Raw genomic sequence first — 20,114 nt, 5'->3', positions numbered from 1 at the left:
TTTATGGGCATTAATTTGGATACCCTTTTGATGCCCTAATTTAAAGGGGTGAAGTACATGAAAAGAACAACAAATTTCTTTTTCAGTAAAATTCTCAATAAAGAGGTTCATAATATTTCAGATCAAACTATTGGTAAGTTAAAGGACTTCGTTTTAGACTTTAACAAAGAAAAACCAACAATAGTTTATGTACAAATTATTAGCGGCAGAAAATCCTTTTATATATCTGCTGAAGCGCTTGATGTTTTTAAAGATGATAGAGAAAAATATTATATTAAAATTAACAGTGAAAGTCTTGTAATGAAATTTCCAAATGAAAAAGATGTTTTTTTAGTAAGAGATTTCTTAGACAAGCAAATAGTAGATATTAATGGTAGAAAAGTTGAGCGTGTAAATGATGTGCGACTTGGAAACATAAATTCTCTCTGGCAAATTGTTGCTGTTGATATAGGTACAAGAGGTTTACTTAGAAGACTTGGTATTGAGTATCCGTTTATTAAAGTTATAGAAACTTTTAATTATAGATTAAGAAATAAATTAATTATTTGGAATGATGTTCAAACTCTATCCACAGATATTAATAATTTGCAGCTTCATATGCCTGCAAATAAAATTGAAACTTTACATGCAGCTGATATTGCAGATATAATCGAAGATCTTGATACTAAAAGTCGAGATATATTATTCCACAGTTTAAATAATCAAAAAGCTGCTGAAGTTCTTGAAGAAATTGAAACTGATGTCCAAGTAAATATCTTAAAGTCCATGTCTGACGAAAAAGCTTCTGATATTCTTGAAATAATGCCATCTGATGAAATAGCTGATATCTTAGAAGAAATAGAAGAAGACAGAGCTGAAAAGTTATTAACTCATTTAGATGAAGAAAGTCAAGACGAAATCAGAGAACTTATGGAATACGAAAAAGAAACTGTAGGAAGTATAATGTCAAAGGATTTCCTAACTTTTCTACCTGATTTAACTGTAAGCGATGTGTTGAAATGGATTGAAGATAATACACCTGATGATGAAGAAGGCTATTATATATACATTACAAATGATAAAGAAAATCTTATAGGCATGATTTCTTTATTTTCTCTTATTACTTCAAATAAAAATGATAAACTTTATAACATTATGAATACTAGACCTCAAAGTTTACACGATACTGATGAAATAGAAGATGCAATCAGCCTAATGCATAAGTACAATCTTGTTTGTGTTCCTGTTATGGATGAAGAAAATTATTTAGTTGGTGTAGTATCCTTAAATGATAGTATTCACGAATACAAACAATTAAGGAGGGTTGTATTATGAAAAAAGTATTCTCAGGAAAATCAAAAAAATTATTCTTTATTATGACAATTATCGGACCAGGCTTAATAACTGTAAATGCTGGAAATGATGCGGGTGGAATTACAACCTATGCAACTGTTGGAGCTAGCTATGGCTATAAAATGTTATGGGGATTACTTTTAATCACCTTCAGCCTTGCAGTAATTCAAGAAATGAATGCTAGAATGGCAGTAGTAACAGGTAAAGGCTTATCTGACTTGATTAGAGAAAAATTTGGAGTTAAATTAACTTTTTTTGCAATGAGTATTTTGCTTATAGCCAACATGGGAGTTGTATTTGGAGACTTTGCAGGTATTGCTGCAAGTTTAGAATTATTTGGTATAAGTAAATTTATTTCAATACCTATAGTATCAATAGCTATATGGCTTCTTGTCACTAAAGGTTCTTATAAAAAAGTAGAAAATATCTTCTTACTTTTTACCTTTGTATTTTTTACTTATATTATATCTGCTTTTTTAACAAAACCAGATTGGGGTAATGTTTTTAGATCAATGGCAACTCCTACAATTGAACTAAATTCAGGTTTCCTACTTACTTTTATAGGTATGATTGGTACAACTATAACACCTTATATGCAATTTTATTTACAATCCTCAATAGTTGATAAAAAATTAAGCCTTTCAGATTATAAATATGAGAAACTTGATGTTTATTTAGGCTCCTTTTGGGGTAATGCAGTAGCATTTTTTATAATTGTATGTACAGCGGTGACTCTTTATAAAGCTGGAATATCAATAAATAGTGCCGAAGAAGCAGCTCTTGCCTTAAAACCACTAGCTGGTGATGCTGCCTTTATGCTTTTTGGTGCAGGTTTATTTGGAGCTTCTGTTTTAGCTACAGCCGTTATTCCCCTATCAACTTCCTATGCAATATGTGAAGCCTTTGGTTGGGAAAGTGGTGTCGATAATGACTATAAGGATGCCCCTGCTTTCTTTGGAATATATACTGGTATAATAATTCTTGGAGCGTTATTTATATTAATTCCAGGTATATCACTTATTGATATTATACTTGCTACTCAACAAATAGCAGGATTACTATCACCAATAATATTAACCTTTATGATAATATTAATTAATGATAAAAGAATAATGGGTAAACACATTAATACAAAAGTGCAAAATATTATTTCTTGGGCAACTGTACTATTTATTATTACTCTTTCTGTAATTTTATTTGCATCCCAATTAATTGGTTAATAGAATAACTTTAAAATCAAAATTTTAGTGGTAGCAGTTCACATTGTGACTTGCTACCACTTTTGTAGTAAATTGTTATTATTCACTATTTAACCATTAATATTTCAATTATATTTTTACGGCAACTAAATTAAATAAACTATACTTAATCAGCTACTCTTCTACAATTTTAACAGTTGTTATATATTTTTTCTATTCTTTCTTTATTAAAACTACTTAAATGAATTCCTATAACATTTTCAGCTATATACTCATTAAAATCTGTAAAATCTACTATGGAATCTTTATCATAAATTAATTCTATATTATTTAACGCTTTTCTTATTAGTTTCTTCCCCTCTATTATATTACCTTGCTTTATACAGACTTTTCCTAATTTTTCATAGCTTGATACATACCTATCATATAGACTTATGGATTCTTCCAATAAACTAATCATATTTTTTTCATCATTATCTCTATAATACCATGACATTATATATTTAATAATAGACATTGTTTTTTTATTGTCATCATTTATATTATTAAGCTTACGAAATAACTTCTCATCAATTCCACCCAGATGAAACTGATACACACAGCATTCTATAATTAAAGCATATATATTATTTTTATCAATTTCATACAGATGCTCTATACAGTCAAGACATTTTACATAATCTACAAGTGGCACACAAACTCTGTAACTGCTAATTTTAGCCACAATTCAATATTCTTGTCATCATCTTTTAGTGCAGCTTCTATTAATTCTTCCGCTTTTAATACATTAAATTCTTCTATAGCTAACTCTAATTCTTTGCCTTCTATCATTCAAATACTTCCTATTCCTCTAATAAACATATTTATTGTTAGTTCGAATACTATTTTATCACTATACAGAGTAATACTGCAGCTTACTTATTTTTCTGTTAGTAGTAAGTGAACTTAAAAATGTATACCTACACTTAATTAAATATCAGTTAATGATTTTTCCAATTCATTTCTGACAATAGTTTTTAATTCCTCCAAATCAATGTTATCTTGTTTTGCAACTAACAACCTAATTATAATACTAGTAACTTTTGAAAATATAACTTGATTAGATCCTTAATCACTATAACCACCAATATTAAAAATCAAAATACCAGAAGGTAAAGCCCTCAAGTTCTTGCATATTTTCACTGCTGTCCTTAAAATCTATCTCCTTACATGAAAATCAAATTTTTATGCAGTAAATTTTGCCTAAAATTTGTAGTGACTTAAAGGAATTATCAATCTATATATTTTATTATTCCTTTACCAAATACTTTTCCTCCAAAATTTAGCTTAAACTCATAATTATTTTTTAGAATTCCTTTTATATCTTCAAACCTATCACCATATGGCAATTGCATGATTACTTCATGCCATTGTTCTTTTGCAAGTGGCCCATCGCATAATATTTTTGAAGCTATCAGTTCGCCATCCATATTAAATGAAGGCATCATTCCAGGCCACCCATCTCCTGGCATAGCTCCGCTATTTTCTTTAAAAAAATATACTTCAGCTATAAATTCTAACAAAATGAAACCACCTCTTTACTCTAATATACTTGCATTACCTCTATTAATGATTTATTGAATAAACCTAAGACATCCTCCCCAACAGTTAGAGACCCACTTTTTAATATTCGTGTATCTACCGCATTGAAATCTAACTTAATGAATACTTCTTTAGGTGTTCTTTCTTTAAAAATTGCAACACTGTCTGGAAAATCATCGCTAAGTTTCAATATTTCATCCATTAAAAATCCAAATTGCTTTCCAGCAAATCCTCCGTTTCCACCTGACTTAGGATTGAACGTGCCTGTACTTTTTTTATCTGTAAATTCCTCTGCACCAACAGCCCTATAAAGGTCTACATATGAATCACTTGTACTTCATCTGTTGCTCCAAGTTCTTTTAGCCTAGCTAATAATAGCCTCAGCTTCAGCCGCCCCATTGGGGCTGAACTGTAGTTTCAAATACAAATGGCAATAACAGTCTTTTACTATTACTACCATTTTAACATTGATTTAAATTTTGTTCATCTACTCACTACAGAATTAACATTATGCAGCAATTCTCTAACCATACTTTTATTAAGTTTCTATTACTTTAATACTATGTAAATACCTAGTATATTTTTGTATTTAGATATTAATTCTATTTAAGATAATTACTAAGTATAAAATAATTTTAGATATAGTTTTTCTCTAACTTTACCTAATAAATACATGTAATAACACCTTTACCAAGTATCCTTCTACCAAAGTTTAATTTGAATTCATAACCATTCTTAAGTTTTTCTTTTACCTGTTGATCCTCGTCTCCAAAGGGTAATTGTATAATGACTTCATGCCACTGTTCTTTTGTTAGTGGTTTATCACTTAATATTCTTGACATTATAAACTCATCACCCATATTAAAAGAGGGCATCATTCCAGACCATCCATCCCCTACCATAGCACCTCCATTGTCATTAAATAAATATATTTCTGCAATAAACTCCAACATGATCTCACTTCCTGTCTCTTATTAAAATACTTGAACCAACTCTATTATATTTTTATTAAGAAGATTTAATAAATCTCCTTCCTCAACTGTTAATGATCCACTTTTTAGAGTAATTGTATCAACTGAAGTAAGATCAAACTTAATAAACACTTCTTTTGGTATCTTAATTTTTAAAATTGCAACAGTATCTTTAAGTCCATAACTTAATTTTAATATTTCATCAAAATTAAAACCAAATTGTTTTCCTGAGTAAGCTCCTGGTACTACATTAAACTGTCCAGTACTTTATAGGTCAGCATATTCATCTGCACCAACTGACCTATAAAGTTACACGCATGAATCCTCAGTATTAAGCATTCGTGAAACATTTTCAAGAACCTTTGAATTGGTTATTCCTTTAGCCTCATATTCTGCAGTACTTATTCCATATTTACTCAATGTAACAATATCATCACATGGATAATATTTCATTAATAAGTTTTCTAGCCTCTCTAAACCAGCTGTTCCCTCAGATTTTTGTATTAAGGAAATTGCTTCATCTGTTGCTCCAAGTTCTTTTAGCCTAGCAATAATAGCCTCAGCTTCAACCGCCCCCTAAGGGCTGAAACTGTAGTTACAAAAGTTAATGGTAGCAATAGTTTTTACTATTACTACCATTTTAACATTGATTTAATCTTTGTTCATCTGCTCACTACAGATTTATTATTATGCAGTATATCTTATGTTTTGATTAGCAATTTATATTAATAATATTATAGCTTATGAATCTTAAATATGCTTTCATAAGTTTTGTAGTCAGTCTTACCCTTGTTTTGTAGTATGATATTAAAAATTTTATAATCCATTTTTCTATAATTTTTCTTTTAAGCTCAGATAGTTACCCTTTTCCATGTATACACCCTTAATTCTCTCATTAATATAGTCATCTAAATTTGTAACATCATAGACTTCAACATTAGAATTACTTGTATCGCATATACACTTAACATTATTAATTGCTATACTTATAAGTTTCTTACCTTTTTCAGCTTCATTCATACTTATATACAATATTCCTAGATCTGCATAATTATTTACATGGTAAGAGTATTTTTCTATAGACTTTAAAAACATTTCCTCTGCCTTTCTGATATCATCATCATAATAGTGCCAAGCAAGAATATAATACTTCATAGACATCACTTCACAGTCTGAACATTCTAAAGCCATAAGTTTTTCTTTTATCTCCTTATCCAAGCCACCAAGCCACCATAATTGTACAAATGCCAATAATATTAGCGCATCCATATTATTATTGGCATAGAATAAAACTTTTCTAAGGCAAAATTCACATTTCTCTAAATCATTTAGATTCGTACGTAATTGTAGAATAGCAAGTCTTAACCAAACCTCAATATTGCCTGGCTCAGCATTCAAAAAGCTTTCTATATCTTCTTCAATCTTTTTAAAATTATTGAAATTTTCAATTTGTTTAGAACCACTAAGACTCTTAATATTTTTACGCAGTTGTTCAATATCCATATCCCTACATCTCCTTATTATCCTACATTTATTATATTTACGCTACCTGGCTTCCAATTTGAATACCCTATTTGTCCATCTATACTCGCTACTTTTCCATCTTTAACGAAAGCCTTAATTTCTACTTCATAGCCGTTAATGACGGTTCTTAACTGATTATTTCCTTGTATTAATTTACTTTTATTTTCGTTTATTATATTCACAAAATTATCATATATCTCTTTTCTGCTATTCCGGAGATTTTCTATCCCCTGCTTAATATGGTCTGCAGAGAATATATGTCTTTCGTATTTAATAAATAATGCTTCTGAATCTACTGTTATAGCTCCAGCCGCCCCCTTAGCAGCATCCTTACCCAATTGTTCAACTATTTCTTTATCTAATTTATTCACTATTTCTTTATCTACTGTATTAATTACTTCTTTTTCTGCTTGTTTTACAATTATTTTTTCTCCGGCCTTAATTAGTCCTACTTTAAGTAATGTACCAAATCCACCCCATGGTATGGAAGTCATAATATTCTCAATCGTTTCATCCTTTTCAGCTATACCATCATCACATAAAACAGCTTTACCATCAGAACCAAAACATATTGAAGTTCCCCTCTCACCCCTTATATATGTTTATTTTTCATCAACTTTATTAATTATTTCTGCTGCTATCTTTTTACATTCATTTAAACTTTTTGTATATACTTCATCACCAAATGTTTTTAAAAAAATATTATTTATCTCAAATGCTAATTGCCCTATTGTCATATAATTATTTGATTTTAGGACTTCCTGTATTTTTTCTATTTCTGAAATATATTCATCGGTTGGAGCCATAGGAAATAATCCAATAGGATCCCAATCATTTATTATTGTCATTATTATATCTTTCATATTCTCTTACTTCCCCTAAAATTTATTCACTATTTCTATCATATTATCATCAAAATCAGCTTTTCCCCAAGCCGTTATGACTTCAGTTTCAAATTCAAATCAAAATTAATATCCTCCATACTATATAATCAAATAGATATCATATGTCCTAAATATTTGCAAAAAATTCAATTACCTTTGATTTTAATAAACTTCAAAATATAATTTTTCATTATCAAACTCATGTAAATATTCGCTAATTCGTTCTTTGATTTGAGGAGAAGTCTTTACATAATCAACATATTTTTCTAATATATTCGTTAAAAGAACTCTTTGTGGTTTCACTATTTCTAAATAACAATTAGTTAATTTCTGTACAATTTCAGGATTTACTTCATTAATACTTTTCTTCCCAGTTTTTGTTAATATCAAGGCTTCTTTATTATGGCTGTCGACCAATCTTATATTAAGTTCGTAATCATAGATCTCTAATATCCCAGAATCACAGATATAGAATGGAGTTATAATTGTATCACTTAATTCAACTGCCTCTCCATACATTTTGTTCAAAGCACTATGAAAATCATTCAGTTTGTAATATTTAGTATCTGATCTCTCTAACACACTTATTGAGTTTAATAAATCATTTAAGCTTTCTGTCATTTTACCTTCTCCAATCATGGTTTACATTTGTCAATTCTGCTTGGATCTAGAATCCAAGCAGAAGGATTTACATTATCACTAATTTGAACAACTGATTTTGTGATATCATCAATAATAACATATCCTCCTGCTTCGTTATAATATACAGTTGCAGAATTGCCTGTCGCCTTATTTATACTTTCACGAGTTGTGTAAGTATACTTATAATAAATTGAATCATTTTATTTTTTATGAACTCAGTTTAATAATTATTATGCATTTAGTTTTATGTATTTTCTTTTAACCTTGATATTATATCTTTGTCAGCTGGGAAAAGATCTTGTGGCCTTACATACGCCTTCCCATTACATTCAATCCAAAAACATGTTTCACATGATTTATAAATATTCTCTTTTTTAAAATCAGTTAATATTCTCAAATTATCACTTTTACAATGTGGGCATATTTCATCTGTTGTAATTGTTGTTAAGTCCCAAATTGTATTAGATATAATTTTCAATATTTCTCTTAGAGTTGGTTGTTTAGTATTAATGTACTTTTTAGAAAGTCCCTCAAAGTTATCACCAGTTGTTCCTATAATAAATTTATTAGAATCAATACTGCAAATAAACTCTAAAAAATTCAAATCTGCAACTTCATTAAAACTCATTTTGTGCTTAGTAATAAATAACACCATCTCATCTAAAAATTCATTTAGCCTTTTATTACTTACTTTTTTAAATATTTCAATACACTCATCCCATAAAATAATTTCCTTATCTAACATAATTATCTTGTATCCTTTCATTTATAGTATATTAAGGTGCTATAACTGGATATGTTGTAATCAAATTTCCTTTTGAATCAGTATAAATTTGAATCCATGATGTTAATTGACCACCTGTATCTAAGCTTGGTTTCACTGTTCCTTTATCATTTAATTTTATACTACTACATATCAATTCTTTGACGTTTACAATTAAATAACTTTAATTTCTATTAGTAATGCTATTTTTCTAAATTAATTATTATTTTTTATTCCTTATATTATCAATAGCTTGTAACCAATCCTCCCAAGTAGCTGGGTCTGCTGTAGTTTCTTTTTTTATAAGGATCATATTACTTAACAAACTACCAATATCATCAGAATTAGTTCTTTCATAATATTTTTCTAAAAAATCAACCATTGCAAGATAAGCCTCTTCAACACTTAAATTCATATATTAAAACCCCCATTATTATGGCTTTTTAGGACTTAATAAATCTGTAGTTAAATCCAATAAGAAATAACCTTCACCTTCTCTAAAAATATAGTAAGCATTTTTCAAGCTCATTAACCCAAGTCATTAAAATGCAACTATTTAAGACATATAGTTATTTCATGTTCATGATAAAACTCTATCAAGTATTTCTTTGATGGACAAAAAATCCATGTATCAAAACTAACTGCAGTAATATCATATATTACATTTATAACACTTTCAATTTCTGTCTTAATAGCTGGTAATGATGCTTCATCCCACAGTATATATACATCCCTATCTATTAAGTTTTCTTCCTTAAGCTTATTAATTCCTTCATGAATTGAATCTGCTCTTATTTTCCTATTAATTTTGTTTAAATCTATCCTTCCCCAAGAAGTCATCGAAAAATAACCAATCATTTCTCCAAAAATATCTTTTGTTTCTTTTCTACTCATAGCCTGAGCATTATTCCCTAGAGCTACTAAGCATTCTTCATATAATTTTTCTCCTAACTATTTAAATACTTAAATATCAATTCAACTGAACTAATATCGCCTTCAAATGGGATCGCAAATTTTGTGGCATTAGGACCTTCTTCATGGGAAAAATCTAATCTCCATCTTACTTTACCATCAGCTGACTGTCTTCCAACAATTTTACCTACTCCAATTTCCACTCATCCAATGTAAGGTTTTGAATCTGCATCTAAATCACCTCAATTTCAAACTCTTTTTTTCCGGCTTACTCATAGATTAATCGCACTAGGTGTCATAAATATATATCTATAATTATATACTATTGGCATACAAAAAAGGAAAACTCCAATAGACAAGTTGTTATTATCTATTGAAGTTTCCATATAAACATTAATAATCATTCAACTAATTTTTTTCAAATATTTCTCTAAAATCTCTAAATATTCTTTAGAATCATCAGTACATATCCATTCAAAGCTATCTATATTATTTTTTATCTTTATGAGAATATCTTTAATTTTATTAACATATTCTTTATATTTGTTTAAATCTACTGAATAGAGTAACTCTAATAATTGTCCATCATACATCTCTCCAGCTAATGGATTTATATTTAAAATTTCTATTGACTTACTAACAGCTATCAATATATCTTGTCTTAGCATTCTGGAAATATCACTAATATTTATTTCCTCTATTGTCTTATTTAGCAACATAACATACCATTTATCCAACTCACATTTTATATCTATCTCCTCACTCTTTACATTTAAAATTTTACTTATTGTTTCATTACTACTCTACATTATCTATACCCCCAAATAGTTTAAACAATTCCTCTATTTTATTTATATCAGCATATGAATTCTTCATTCTTTATTTTATTATTTAATATTTTTTCCATAGCTGAATTACCTTTAAACTTAGATCTATACGCCAAAACTATTTATTTCACTATATTTCCCAAATCCAAGGTTCGTCCAAGCTATGTCCTATCGTATCCAAGTTAGACCTTCAAAAAAATCCCAACAGATACCTTTACAGTATCCATTGGAATTTTGTTATTAGCTTAAATCAGACTAAAAGAAGTTTTTACAGAAGGACCTATGTTTCTATTGCAATCGGCATTGAAACCTCTTTTGATAGCTGTTTGTTACTTTTATAGTATATTTTTCTCTCAGTTAACTGCAGACTTACTACAGAATTATTATTATACAGTAAAATTGATAACTAATATGATTCTTTCTATTTTATTCCTCAAATTTCTTTCTTTATTCAGTTGGTTTACTTATAAATATTCATTAAGTTTTGAGCTTATTTAGTAATTCTTAACTCATATAGATAACTATTTTATAAATACTTTTCTATCTTTATTCTTCAATAAACCTTCACTTGTTAGCTATAGCAACATCTCCAATCTTTGTCATATAAAGCTATATCTCTTACTTTCTCTAAACATTCAACATCTCTATTTATACATACATCTGTAGCATTTTTAAAATAACAAATATCATCATATATAGATCTTGTTAATAATTCGCTAGTATATAACACTTTTCCATGGATATATGCTTCTATTTCAATATTTTCAAATAATAACTCTTTCTCCATTCCAATCCACTCATTATATATCATAATCATAATAATTTTTAGGTGAAATATAGTTTTAAATATTATCTCTTATGTTATTCAAAAGCCATATGATTTTATCATCATTTTTTATGTTTCTCATACCATATTTTTTTATAAAGCCTCTAAGAAATTCTATATTATTGGCCAACAATGCTAATTTAATTTCCTCTTTTAAATCCTCAATGTATTCTCTGTTTTCAATTTTCTTATACTCTTTAATAAGACTATCTAATTCCGAATAATCAGCACTTACATTAAAATAGCATTCAAGAAAATATCTTAATTTATTTAATTGTTTTTCATCAATCATTCTAACTCTCCTCATATAATTTTTATGGCAACGGAAAAGATGTTAGTATCCTAAACCCTAATTCTGAAGAACTATCTCTTATTAAAACTACTCTTGATTTTGATAAATTATACATAACTTGTTTACTATTTTCTAATACACCTTTTCCTATACTATATTCATGTTCAACATCAAAAATCTTTTTACCAGTGCTTTCTTCATTTAACCATTTAGAAATTTCATCAGCATTTTTTCTTAAATTTTCTTGTACAGCTTTTGTTGCAGTACTTTTATTAGTATAACATGTAGCAGCTTCAACATCTTCCTGTATGGCTCTTTTTATCAAATCTTCATTAGATTTAGACACATGTTTTTCTAATGTATGGCCACCATTACTTTCCATTATATCAAGAATATCATTGCCTACACTACGTATTATCTTAGGATTACCTACCCCCTTAGTAGCATCCTTACCCAATTGTTCAACTATTTCTTTATCTAATTTATTCACTATTTCTTTATCTACTGTATTAATTACTTCTTTTTCTGCTTGTTTTACAATTATTTTTTCTCCGGCCTTAATTAGTCCTATTTTAAGTAATGTACCAAATCCACCCCATGGTATAGATGTCATACAATGTTAGTCTTGAATTTTTATATTTATGTTGTATATAGGTCACAAATTGAGTAGATTTAGATCATAGCAAACTGTTCATACAACCAAATCATTTATTTTACTAAATTTCCTACGTCCAAAGTACGCCTAAGCTATATCCTATTGTATCCAAGTTAGACCTTGAAAAAAAACTCTAATAGACACCTTTATGGCATCCATTAGAATTTTACTTTTTACTTGAATCAGACATAAAAAACTTTTACAAAGCTATATATATTTCAATAGCAACAAGCATTGAAACCTATTTTTAATAATTGTTACAGCTTTTAAAATATATTTTTCTTATTGTTGCTACCAAAATTAATACAGAAGTCTAATTATGCAGAATATTTTTATATTTTCAAACTAATATCTTCGAGATATTGAATAAATTTTTAGTAATATATTAATACCTATTAATTGTATTTCCTAGAAACACCATATTCTCAATACTATTTAAATTTAAAATAAGTATATTAGAATTATTGTGCTTTTTCTAATATTTCTTTTAACTCCTTATACTCTAATGAATTCACAAGTATAGCATTATACGACTTAATATCATTAAGCAATTTCTTTGTTTTATTAATTATTTTGTTATAGAATTCTTCCATAACAATTACTTCCTGCCATAATACTCCAATATTTTTTATTGGTGTTATTGTAACAAAATCATATACACTAGTTTGCTGTTCAGATTTAACTTTATTAATTACTAATAAATTTTCTTTTCTCTTAAACTCAAACCAGACATTATCCCTTTCAGGTATACTTAGTGCCACAAATTCATTCGTTTGTAAATAAATCAAAACCTTATTTAATCTTTTAAACCAGGTAAACAATAATTCATCTGCATAAGGTATGTCTTTATCTACAAATCCTTCTATTTCATCATTAAAACTTAAACTAATTTGTCCTTCTATAGTGTTTAACTCTGTATCAAACTCTTTAATATTTGTGATGTTAGACACTCTCTCAATTTCTTCTTTTAATATCAAATACTCTATTGAAAACATTTTATATCCTCCTTGTATAATCTAGTTGTAACATTTGATAGAAACTATTTATCTTTCTAACGAACATTACACTTCTTATTATTTTTAATATTCTTATTTACTACTCTGCCTACGCCCGTTAGGGAATATGCATTTCATATCTTAAATAGTTTTTTATTTAAATTCCATAAAGGAATCTAACCAAATTTAATATAATTTAGTATATATCCCACCAGCCTATACTCGTAAAAAATGGTATCATTATATCAGGTATAATTCCATGTTTAGCTGGTTAATTTTTTCTTAGGGAATTACCTGTTTCACAAACAAGGTTTCTTAATAGCATTCCAATTTTTGTGATCTTTTGTGTTTTAAAAAAATTCGTTTGTCATGCCCTTTTTCAAAAAATACTTTTTTGAAAATTTACTTTGCTATTATTGTATTTAGTTCATATACATACTTTTCTTAATGTATTTTCTATATCTTTTTTTCTTTCAATATATTAAATTTCTTCTATAATATACAATTGCAATCCTATGTTGTACGAAATAAACTATTTGTATCTTTCTTTTTTCTGTTCAACGGCAAAGCTTCTTTTCTTCCATTTGTTTTACACAAAGAAAAACGGTTATCTATAGACAACCGTCATCCGTTTAAAAAAATCACTTCAGTTTCAAATTCAAATCAAAATTAATATCCTCCATAATATATCATCAAATAGATATCATATGTCCTAAATATTTGCAAAAAATTCAATTACTTTTGATTTTAATAAACTTCAAAATATAATTTTTCATTATCAAACTCATGTAAATATTCGCTAATTCGTTCTTTGATTTCAGGAGAAGTCTTTACATAATCAACATATTTTTCTAACATATTCGTTAAAAGAACTCTTTGTGGCTTAACTATTTCTAAATAACAATTACTTAATTTCTGTATAATTTCAGAGCTTATTTCATGAATACTTTTCTTCCCAGTTTTTGTTAGTATAAAGGATTCTTCATTAGGATGATCTACCAATCTTATATTAAGTTCGTAATCATAGATCTCTAATATCCCAGAATCACAGATATAGAATGGAGTTATAATTGTATCACTTAATTCAACTGCCTCTCCATACATTTTGTTCAAAGCACTATGAAAATCATTCAGTTTGTAATATTTAGTATCTGATCTCTCTAACACACTTATTGAATTTAATAAATCATTTAAGCTTTTCGTCATTTTATATTCTCCAATCATGGTTTAAATGGGTCAATTATACTTGGATCTGGAATCCAAGTAGAAGGATTTATATTATCACTAACTTGAACAACTGATTTTGTGATATCATCAATAATAACATATCCTCCTGCTTTGTTATAATATACAGTTGCAGAATTGCCTGTCGCCTTATTTATACTTGCACGAGTTGTGTAAGGTTTGCTAACAATATCTCTAACTGTACTTTCAGTCCACCCCCTTTGAGTCATCTGATTTGAAAGCTTTTGAGTAGATTTTGTATCGCTCCCAAATTTAATGTTACTACCTGCTTCTTCTGCTTCACTTCCAACATTTGATGAGAATATTTTCTTACCATTTCTAAGCAGTATATAAGCCCCAACCCCCAATAAAGCTGCAGCAAAATAATCTAATTCAGCATCTCCTTTTTCTTGTCCATCAAAGCTTAGAAACCTTCCATCTTCATCAAAATGACACATTTTCCCGTTTATTTCTCTATCTCCAGTCTGCATCTTACCAGTAGACTCATCTAAATAATATAACTTAGTTTCATCATCACTAAACCATCCCTTTTGCACTCTACCATCATCTTGTCTTAAAAAGTACCAATTATTATTATACTTTATCCACTGGTTTGTTACCATTTTACCATTTAAGCCTAAATAAAACCAGTCACCCTTGTAATCTTCTCCCCAATCATTTACTACCATCTTTCCATCAGAATCAAAATAATACCAATTGTTATCTACTTCTTGCCAACCTACCTGCATTTGTCCATCTTCATCCAAATGATACCACTTATCACCATCTTGTTTCCATCCTGTTTGCATTTTACCATCGGAATCCAAATAGTACCAACTATTTCCATACTTAAACCATCCTTTTTCAAGGTGATTATTAGAATCTAAGAAGTAATATTTTCCGTCATCATTTATCCATCCTGTTGGTTGTAACTCTCCATCGGCATTAAAATAATAAGTTTTATCATCCACCTGCATCCATTTTGTTACCATTTGACCATTAGAATAGAAGTAATAATCTTTTCCATTGATCTTTTGCCAGTATTGATTCATCTTACCGTCATCGCCTAAATAATACCACTTGTTGTTTATCTGCTGCCAGCCTGTACTCATTTGCCCATCTGAACCAAGATAGTACCAAGTTCCATCACTTTGTTGTTTCCATGTATTTTTAACCATTTCCCCATCTGAACCTACATAGAACCAACTTCCATTACTATCCTGCTCCCATTTATCTTTTACTATAAGGCCCTTTTCATCTAAGTAATACCAGCTATTATCAGCATATTGTGCCCATTTGTTTTTAGCCATCTCTCCACTAGTCCCATCAAAATAATACCAATTCCCATCACTTTGCTTTACCCAACCTGTAGCCATTTCTCCACTAGAATATAAATAATATGTTTTTCCATCATCATTTATCCAGCCTGTTTTCATTTTTCCTGTATTTTTATCTACATAGTACCATATATCACCATCTTTAAACCAGCCTGTTTTCCTAGCTCCACTCTCATCAAAGTAAGACCAATCTTTACTGCCTTCATCTTGTATCCAGCCTGTTTGCATAACCCCGTGTTCATCTAAATAATAATAATTTTTAAAATTACTATCATAGATTAAACCTGTTTGCATTTTTCCTGTATCTTTATCTAAATAATACCACTTGTTATCAGTATCATGTATCCAGCCTGTTTGTTTCTCACCATTCTTTAAATAATACCAAGCTCCACTTTTACCTTGAGCCCATCCATCTGTTTTTCCTCCAATATTAAAAAGATCATCCAAGTTATTGCTCTTATCTAATCCTAATACATTTAATATTATTGGTATAAAATTCTTCATTATAGATTCTATTCCTGTCAAAACCTTATTAGTCTCTTCATTTGCTCCCTTTTTGGCACTGTTCCAAGCTGTGTCCCAAAATGCAGTCCAATCTCTATGACAATCACTAACCCATTCACAATCTCCATGACAATCCCAAGCCCAGCTGCAATCACAATCCCAATCAGAATTACAATCAAACCCAGCACCATATTCTGGCACACTATAGCTTGAACTTGAGCTTCTACTCTTTTTACTTTTCTTCTTCTTTTTCAACAATACATCCGAAAGAGAACTAAATATTGATTTTATTACTATACCAACTATTGAACCCTCCGAATAATTCGAGTATGCATTTCCAGATAAGGTTGTTGTCCCTTGTAATTTATCTATAATGCTATACCAATCTTTTTCCGAAGCTGCATCATTAAACTTTCCATAGCTTCCATCTCCACCATCAGTATTATCGCCATCTGTTCTTATTGCATATCCAAGCTCTGCTCTTATCTTATTTTCCAATTCAATAGTATGAGCTTCTTCATCTTTGTTTACTCCCCCTTCAGTATTAATACTTTTTAGTCCTAATTCTCCTCTTAAGGCGTGAGTTAATTCATGGGCTAATGTTATATCAGCTTTTGATCCTGCTGTATCTTTTCCATTTACTATTACAACTTGCGGAGTATGATTATCTCCTACAGTTATACCTCCATCACTACCAAAAGCATTTGCTTCCAATCCATTTTCTCCTGATGATACCCAGCCATCATCTACACCTATTACTACTTTGCTACTTCCATTTATCAACCTATCTATTACTGACGAATATGTACTTGATTTACTTGCATCTTCAGCCGCACCTTCTACCGCTTTTACAAATCCATTTTCATCTATGTAGTATTTTTTACTCGCTGCATCATTTATCATCTTTGTTACTGCTTCTCTATCAGTTTCTGGAACCCATATTCCGTTTCCTGATGCTACAGTCTCAATATTAGTCTCATTTGCTCCGCTTTTCGACGCACTTATAGCTAATACTCCCATTAAAGCTGCTATTATCGCTCCCGTTTCTTCCCCTGAATTCATTAATGTTCCTATTAATTTTGAACTACTTGTATCTTCTTCCGCTGACGAGTATGTAGGACTTTTCCATACTCCTCCATCAACAGTGACTCCATCTGGTAAATCTATTTCCTCATCTTTTGTAGTACTTTTCCAATTTACCTTACCTTGTTGACCATTTGTTGATGCCATTACCTGTATTCCTGTTAATAATATTGTAAATAGCATCGTTAAAATTGTAACCAGGTATATTTTCTTAAATAAAGCATTTCCCCTTTTCAATTCCGCCACCCCTAAATTATAAATTTATGTTTTTATCAAACTATAACAAGGATAGCATATTATTTTTTTCTTGTATGTCCTCCTTTAGGTCATTTTTTATTTCTTTTTTATAAAATCTCTAATAAATCACCTTTTTTAGTTTCAGTTTTCCTTATTATACCAGATTGTAATTCTAATACACTTGTAGCTCCTTTTATGAATGGACTAATTTCCCCTGGCATCATATTCTCAATTATGTGTATAACTACATTATCCTTTGATAAAAAAATTATATCTATGGGAAACTTCATAAAAAATGTATGAATAGAATTGCATGGTTTTATCAGCAAAACATTTCCTTCCACTAAACTTTTTTTGAACATCAACCCTTTTAATCTAGTCATAAATGTATTTGCTATAATAACTTCATCTGCTAAAAGCATATCACTATTTTTATTTAAAACTCTCATAAATACACTCCTCTTTTGGCATAACCATAATATATCAAATTCCAATATACCAACTTATAATTTTATCACCATATAAACCAGCTATAAGAATTCCTATTGATAAAAATGGCCCATACGGTATCATATCCTTACCTTTTATTTTATTTGAAATTATAAGAATTATTGATATTAATGAACCAATCACAGATGCTATAAAAAAAGCAACAACAATATGTTTCCATCCTAAAAAAGCTCCTGCTGCTGCCATAAGTTTTATATCTCCACCACCCATACTTCCCTTAAGAACAATAGAGATTATAAGCAAAGGTAAGCTAATAACAAAAAATCCTACTATCATATTCCCTAAAGTTATCGTTTCATTTAAAATATTAAATACAATCCCAAAAATTAAAATTAAACAGACTAATTTATTAGGAATAATATTTAATTTCAAATCGATAGCACTAATAACACTCAAAATGGAAGTTAAAAATATCATTTGAATAAACCTAGGTGTTATTCCATAAAGATTATAAATTAACACATAAATTATTATATTAATCACCATTATTAAACAATTTAATTTTGTAAAAGCTTTCTTCTTTAAAAATAATATATTCATATTTTTCTCTTAGCATCTTATATATAAAATTATAAAATACTATCCTTCCCAAAAAGTTTTCATACTATTTATTCAAAAACATCTTCCTCATATCTATTCAATTTTAATGCCTGTGCTTCTTTTTCACGCAACATATAATATAATTCCTTTTGAAACATGCAATATTCAATAGGAATTTTATACGGATCATTATATACTTTTTTATTTGTAGTGAAGCATATATGACAATTTCTTCTTATAATAAAATCGCACTGCCTACATTTTTCTGGAAGCATATTCATATTATTTATATCGCACATAAATTGTATTTTATGTCTACTTATACCACTATAAACATCTCCCATAGTATACATACTTCCCATATTATTAAAATAACATCTATGACATGGGTATATTTTCCCTTTATGATTTACAGTAAATGATCGTACCCCTGCACTACATATTGGAGCATTATTCTGCACATTAATTTCATTTTTGTTACTTACAACATTACATATTGAAAATCTCATCTTTCGTTTAATACAATAATTATGAAGTTTTTCAACCTGCTCCTTTATTATTTCAAAATCCTTCTCATCTAGCTTATCTTCATGTACAAATAAATATCCTATATTCATTCCCGTAAGTTCGTATAATGATGAATAATTATAATAGATATCTTTACAATTAGATTTATTTATAGTGTTTATTAATCCTACTTTAACACCATACTTTTCCTTCAAAATTTTATATTTCATCAAATTTTCTTTTAATATATCCCAACTTCCATTTCCTAATATAGTTTTTCTAGTTACATCATGATTATCTTTGTACCCATCAACACTTATTCTTATATTTATTTTATGACCAAGTTTACTAAACAGTAAAAACATTTCATCAGTTAAGATAGTACCATTAGTATTAACAACATAATTATAACCGCTTCCTTTGTAACCTCCTATTGTTTTATGATTATACGAATATTTTATAATTTCTTTCATTAAATCAAAGGCCATTAGAGGTTCCCCTCCAAAAAAAGTTATGCTAGTCCTATTTTCCTTTTCTGGAATTTGCTCAAAAAATAAATCTACTGATTTTTTTGCAATTTCTAGCGTCATATCTTTGTTAGGATCATACTCATGATTTTTTTCATAACAATAACTACATCTTAAATTACAGCTATTTGTAATTATTAACATCATATTTGTAAAATGTGTGCTTATTGCTTCATTATTATGAACTCTTAAGTTATTTTCCAATTCATTTCTTTTCTTCATTATTAAAATACCTCCAAATT

Annotated in this window: 28 protein-coding genes and 1 pseudogene; 2 read left to right on the top strand and 27 right to left on the bottom strand. The window is 28.7% G+C overall.

The window, feature by feature from the left end; all coding sequences use genetic code 11:
* Positions 1 to 57: 57 nt before the first annotated feature.
* Both CSPA_RS08400 and CSPA_RS08395 read left to right on the top strand, forming a co-directional pair.
* Complete coding sequence (locus CSPA_RS08400) at positions 58 to 1,314, top strand: magnesium transporter (RefSeq protein WP_015391807.1); 1,257 nt, start codon at positions 58 to 60, stop codon at positions 1,312 to 1,314.
* Positions 1,311 to 2,552, top strand: a complete 1,242-nt coding sequence (locus tag CSPA_RS08395) for an Nramp family divalent metal transporter (protein ID WP_015391806.1) — start codon at positions 1,311 to 1,313, stop codon at positions 2,550 to 2,552. Before CSPA_RS08400 ends, CSPA_RS08395 begins: the two co-directional genes overlap by 4 nt.
* Before the next feature lie 169 nt (positions 2,553 to 2,721).
* Here the strand turns inward: CSPA_RS08395 and CSPA_RS08390 are convergent, their stop codons facing one another.
* The 27 genes and pseudogenes from CSPA_RS08390 to CSPA_RS08290 form a co-directional block, all read right to left on the bottom strand.
* Positions 2,722 to 3,255 (bottom strand): tetratricopeptide repeat protein, encoded by a 534-nt coding sequence (locus CSPA_RS08390; RefSeq protein ID WP_242832627.1) that lies wholly within the window; start codon positions 3,253 to 3,255, stop codon positions 2,722 to 2,724.
* Entirely contained in the window at positions 3,213 to 3,362 is a 150-nt protein-coding gene (locus CSPA_RS30025; protein ID WP_015391804.1) for a hypothetical protein, read from the bottom strand. Before CSPA_RS30025 ends, CSPA_RS08390 begins: the two co-directional genes overlap by 43 nt.
* Positions 3,363 to 3,802: 440 nt before the next feature.
* On the bottom strand, positions 3,803 to 4,093 hold the full coding sequence (locus tag CSPA_RS08385) for a hypothetical protein (RefSeq protein WP_015391803.1): 291 nt from the start codon (positions 4,091 to 4,093) through the stop codon (positions 3,803 to 3,805).
* A gap of 20 nt (positions 4,094 to 4,113) precedes the next feature.
* On the bottom strand, positions 4,114 to 4,314 hold the full coding sequence (locus CSPA_RS08380; protein WP_015391802.1) for a hypothetical protein: 201 nt from the start codon (positions 4,312 to 4,314) through the stop codon (positions 4,114 to 4,116).
* Positions 4,315 to 4,774: 460 nt separating this feature from the next.
* On the bottom strand, positions 4,775 to 5,065 hold the full coding sequence (locus tag CSPA_RS08375) for a hypothetical protein (RefSeq protein ID WP_015391801.1): 291 nt from the start codon (positions 5,063 to 5,065) through the stop codon (positions 4,775 to 4,777).
* A gap of 21 nt (positions 5,066 to 5,086) precedes the next feature.
* Positions 5,087 to 5,215: a hypothetical protein gene (locus CSPA_RS30710; protein ID WP_017810753.1), complete on the bottom strand. Its 129-nt coding sequence runs from the start codon at positions 5,213 to 5,215 to the stop codon at positions 5,087 to 5,089.
* Between the two features lie 177 nt (positions 5,216 to 5,392).
* A complete protein-coding gene (locus CSPA_RS29710) occupies positions 5,393 to 5,536 on the bottom strand; it encodes a hypothetical protein (RefSeq protein ID WP_017810754.1) in 144 nt (47 codons plus the stop codon).
* A 378-nt stretch (positions 5,537 to 5,914) separates the two neighbouring features.
* On the bottom strand, positions 5,915 to 6,586 hold the full coding sequence (locus tag CSPA_RS08370; RefSeq protein WP_015391800.1) for a tetratricopeptide repeat protein: 672 nt from the start codon (positions 6,584 to 6,586) through the stop codon (positions 5,915 to 5,917).
* Positions 6,587 to 6,603: 17 nt separating this feature from the next.
* Positions 6,604 to 7,101: a polymorphic toxin type 35 domain-containing protein gene (locus CSPA_RS08365; RefSeq protein ID WP_015391799.1), complete on the bottom strand. Its 498-nt coding sequence runs from the start codon at positions 7,099 to 7,101 to the stop codon at positions 6,604 to 6,606.
* Between the two features lie 108 nt (positions 7,102 to 7,209).
* Positions 7,210 to 7,470, bottom strand: coding sequence for a DUF1871 family protein (locus CSPA_RS08360; RefSeq protein WP_015391798.1), 261 nt, complete (start codon positions 7,468 to 7,470; stop codon positions 7,210 to 7,212).
* Positions 7,471 to 7,653: 183 nt separating this feature from the next.
* A complete protein-coding gene (locus CSPA_RS08355) occupies positions 7,654 to 8,112 on the bottom strand; it encodes a hypothetical protein (RefSeq protein WP_015391797.1) in 459 nt (152 codons plus the stop codon).
* A 14-nt stretch (positions 8,113 to 8,126) separates the two neighbouring features.
* On the bottom strand, positions 8,127 to 8,324 hold the full coding sequence (locus tag CSPA_RS30965; RefSeq protein WP_144053552.1) for a colicin E5-related ribonuclease: 198 nt from the start codon (positions 8,322 to 8,324) through the stop codon (positions 8,127 to 8,129).
* 53 nt (positions 8,325 to 8,377) lie between these two features.
* Positions 8,378 to 8,878 carry a hypothetical protein gene (locus CSPA_RS08350; protein ID WP_015391796.1) on the bottom strand — a complete coding sequence of 167 codons (501 nt, stop codon included), beginning with the start codon at positions 8,876 to 8,878 and terminating at the stop codon, positions 8,378 to 8,380.
* Between the two features lie 31 nt (positions 8,879 to 8,909).
* On the bottom strand, positions 8,910 to 9,053 hold the full coding sequence (locus CSPA_RS29705; protein ID WP_157228421.1) for a hypothetical protein: 144 nt from the start codon (positions 9,051 to 9,053) through the stop codon (positions 8,910 to 8,912).
* Between the two features lie 66 nt (positions 9,054 to 9,119).
* Positions 9,120 to 9,311, bottom strand: coding sequence for a hypothetical protein (locus CSPA_RS08345; protein WP_015391795.1), 192 nt, complete (start codon positions 9,309 to 9,311; stop codon positions 9,120 to 9,122).
* Between the two features lie 137 nt (positions 9,312 to 9,448).
* Positions 9,449 to 9,826: pseudogene (locus CSPA_RS08340) on the bottom strand (CDI toxin immunity protein); the annotation flags it as partial.
* A 17-nt stretch (positions 9,827 to 9,843) separates the two neighbouring features.
* Positions 9,844 to 10,011: a hypothetical protein gene (locus CSPA_RS29700; RefSeq protein WP_158399831.1), complete on the bottom strand. Its 168-nt coding sequence runs from the start codon at positions 10,009 to 10,011 to the stop codon at positions 9,844 to 9,846.
* A gap of 201 nt (positions 10,012 to 10,212) precedes the next feature.
* Entirely contained in the window at positions 10,213 to 10,587 is a 375-nt protein-coding gene (locus CSPA_RS08335) for a contact-dependent growth inhibition system immunity protein (protein WP_423219813.1), read from the bottom strand.
* A gap of 619 nt (positions 10,588 to 11,206) precedes the next feature.
* Entirely contained in the window at positions 11,207 to 11,452 is a 246-nt protein-coding gene (locus tag CSPA_RS08330; protein ID WP_241393463.1) for a hypothetical protein, read from the bottom strand.
* A gap of 25 nt (positions 11,453 to 11,477) precedes the next feature.
* Entirely contained in the window at positions 11,478 to 11,753 is a 276-nt protein-coding gene (locus CSPA_RS08325) for a hypothetical protein (protein WP_015391791.1), read from the bottom strand.
* Positions 11,754 to 11,775: 22 nt separating this feature from the next.
* Positions 11,776 to 12,366 carry an RNase A-like domain-containing protein gene (locus CSPA_RS08320; protein ID WP_015391790.1) on the bottom strand — a complete coding sequence of 197 codons (591 nt, stop codon included), beginning with the start codon at positions 12,364 to 12,366 and terminating at the stop codon, positions 11,776 to 11,778.
* A 503-nt stretch (positions 12,367 to 12,869) separates the two neighbouring features.
* The gene (locus CSPA_RS08315; protein ID WP_015391789.1) at positions 12,870 to 13,403 is read right to left on the bottom strand and encodes a hypothetical protein; all 534 of its coding nucleotides are present in this window, start codon (positions 13,401 to 13,403) and stop codon (positions 12,870 to 12,872) included.
* Positions 13,404 to 14,150: 747 nt separating this feature from the next.
* A complete protein-coding gene (locus CSPA_RS08310; RefSeq protein ID WP_017810756.1) occupies positions 14,151 to 14,609 on the bottom strand; it encodes a hypothetical protein in 459 nt (152 codons plus the stop codon).
* Positions 14,610 to 14,623: 14 nt separating this feature from the next.
* On the bottom strand, positions 14,624 to 17,797 hold the full coding sequence (locus CSPA_RS08305; protein ID WP_242838576.1) for a colicin E5-related ribonuclease: 3,174 nt from the start codon (positions 17,795 to 17,797) through the stop codon (positions 14,624 to 14,626).
* Between the two features lie 98 nt (positions 17,798 to 17,895).
* Positions 17,896 to 18,237: a DUF192 domain-containing protein gene (locus CSPA_RS08300; RefSeq protein ID WP_015391786.1), complete on the bottom strand. Its 342-nt coding sequence runs from the start codon at positions 18,235 to 18,237 to the stop codon at positions 17,896 to 17,898.
* A 34-nt stretch (positions 18,238 to 18,271) separates the two neighbouring features.
* Complete coding sequence (locus tag CSPA_RS08295; protein ID WP_015391785.1) at positions 18,272 to 18,838, bottom strand: prepilin peptidase; 567 nt, start codon at positions 18,836 to 18,838, stop codon at positions 18,272 to 18,274.
* Positions 18,839 to 18,906: 68 nt separating this feature from the next.
* Positions 18,907 to 20,094, bottom strand: coding sequence for a radical SAM protein (locus tag CSPA_RS08290; RefSeq protein ID WP_015391784.1), 1,188 nt, complete (start codon positions 20,092 to 20,094; stop codon positions 18,907 to 18,909).
* Between the last annotated feature and the right edge of the window lie 20 nt (positions 20,095 to 20,114).

This window comes from Clostridium saccharoperbutylacetonicum N1-4(HMT) (genome assembly GCF_000340885.1).
Classification (GTDB): Bacteria; Bacillota; Clostridia; order Clostridiales; family Clostridiaceae; genus Clostridium; species Clostridium saccharoperbutylacetonicum.
The sequence above is the reverse complement of the archived record's forward strand: the minus strand, read 5'-3'. Positions and strand labels throughout refer to the sequence as shown.

Excerpts from the sequence above, each read along its gene's own strand:
- CSPA_RS08400 (WP_015391807.1), top strand. The coding sequence starts at position 58 with ATGAAAAGAACAACAAATTTCTTTTTCAGTAAAATTCTCAATAAAGAG.
- CSPA_RS08395 (WP_015391806.1), top strand. The coding sequence starts at position 1,311 with ATGAAAAAAGTATTCTCAGGAAAATCAAAAAAATTATTCTTTATTATG.
- CSPA_RS30025 (WP_015391804.1), bottom strand. The coding sequence starts at position 3,362 with ATGATAGAAGGCAAAGAATTAGAGTTAGCTATAGAAGAATTTAATGTA.
- CSPA_RS08380 (WP_015391802.1), bottom strand. The coding sequence starts at position 4,314 with ATGGATGAAATATTGAAACTTAGCGATGATTTTCCAGACAGTGTTGCA.
- CSPA_RS08375 (WP_015391801.1), bottom strand. The coding sequence starts at position 5,065 with ATGTTGGAGTTTATTGCAGAAATATATTTATTTAATGACAATGGAGGT.
- CSPA_RS29710 (WP_017810754.1), bottom strand. The coding sequence starts at position 5,536 with ATGAAATATTATCCATGTGATGATATTGTTACATTGAGTAAATATGGA.
- CSPA_RS08370 (WP_015391800.1), bottom strand. The coding sequence starts at position 6,586 with ATGGATATTGAACAACTGCGTAAAAATATTAAGAGTCTTAGTGGTTCT.
- CSPA_RS08365 (WP_015391799.1), bottom strand. The coding sequence starts at position 7,101 with ATGACTTCCATACCATGGGGTGGATTTGGTACATTACTTAAAGTAGGA.
- CSPA_RS08360 (WP_015391798.1), bottom strand. The coding sequence starts at position 7,470 with ATGAAAGATATAATAATGACAATAATAAATGATTGGGATCCTATTGGA.
- CSPA_RS08355 (WP_015391797.1), bottom strand. The coding sequence starts at position 8,112 with ATGACAGAAAGCTTAAATGATTTATTAAACTCAATAAGTGTGTTAGAG.
- CSPA_RS08350 (WP_015391796.1), bottom strand. The coding sequence starts at position 8,878 with ATGTTAGATAAGGAAATTATTTTATGGGATGAGTGTATTGAAATATTT.
- CSPA_RS08345 (WP_015391795.1), bottom strand. The coding sequence starts at position 9,311 with ATGAATTTAAGTGTTGAAGAGGCTTATCTTGCAATGGTTGATTTTTTA.
- CSPA_RS08330 (WP_241393463.1), bottom strand. The coding sequence starts at position 11,452 with ATGATTATGATATATAATGAGTGGATTGGAATGGAGAAAGAGTTATTA.
- CSPA_RS08325 (WP_015391791.1), bottom strand. The coding sequence starts at position 11,753 with ATGATTGATGAAAAACAATTAAATAAATTAAGATATTTTCTTGAATGC.
- CSPA_RS08320 (WP_015391790.1), bottom strand. The coding sequence starts at position 12,366 with ATGACATCTATACCATGGGGTGGATTTGGTACATTACTTAAAATAGGA.
- CSPA_RS08315 (WP_015391789.1), bottom strand. The coding sequence starts at position 13,403 with ATGTTTTCAATAGAGTATTTGATATTAAAAGAAGAAATTGAGAGAGTG.
- CSPA_RS08310 (WP_017810756.1), bottom strand. The coding sequence starts at position 14,609 with ATGACGAAAAGCTTAAATGATTTATTAAATTCAATAAGTGTGTTAGAG.
- CSPA_RS08300 (WP_015391786.1), bottom strand. The coding sequence starts at position 18,237 with ATGAGAGTTTTAAATAAAAATAGTGATATGCTTTTAGCAGATGAAGTT.
- CSPA_RS08295 (WP_015391785.1), bottom strand. The coding sequence starts at position 18,838 with ATGAATATATTATTTTTAAAGAAGAAAGCTTTTACAAAATTAAATTGT.
- CSPA_RS08290 (WP_015391784.1), bottom strand. The coding sequence starts at position 20,094 with ATGAAGAAAAGAAATGAATTGGAAAATAACTTAAGAGTTCATAATAAT.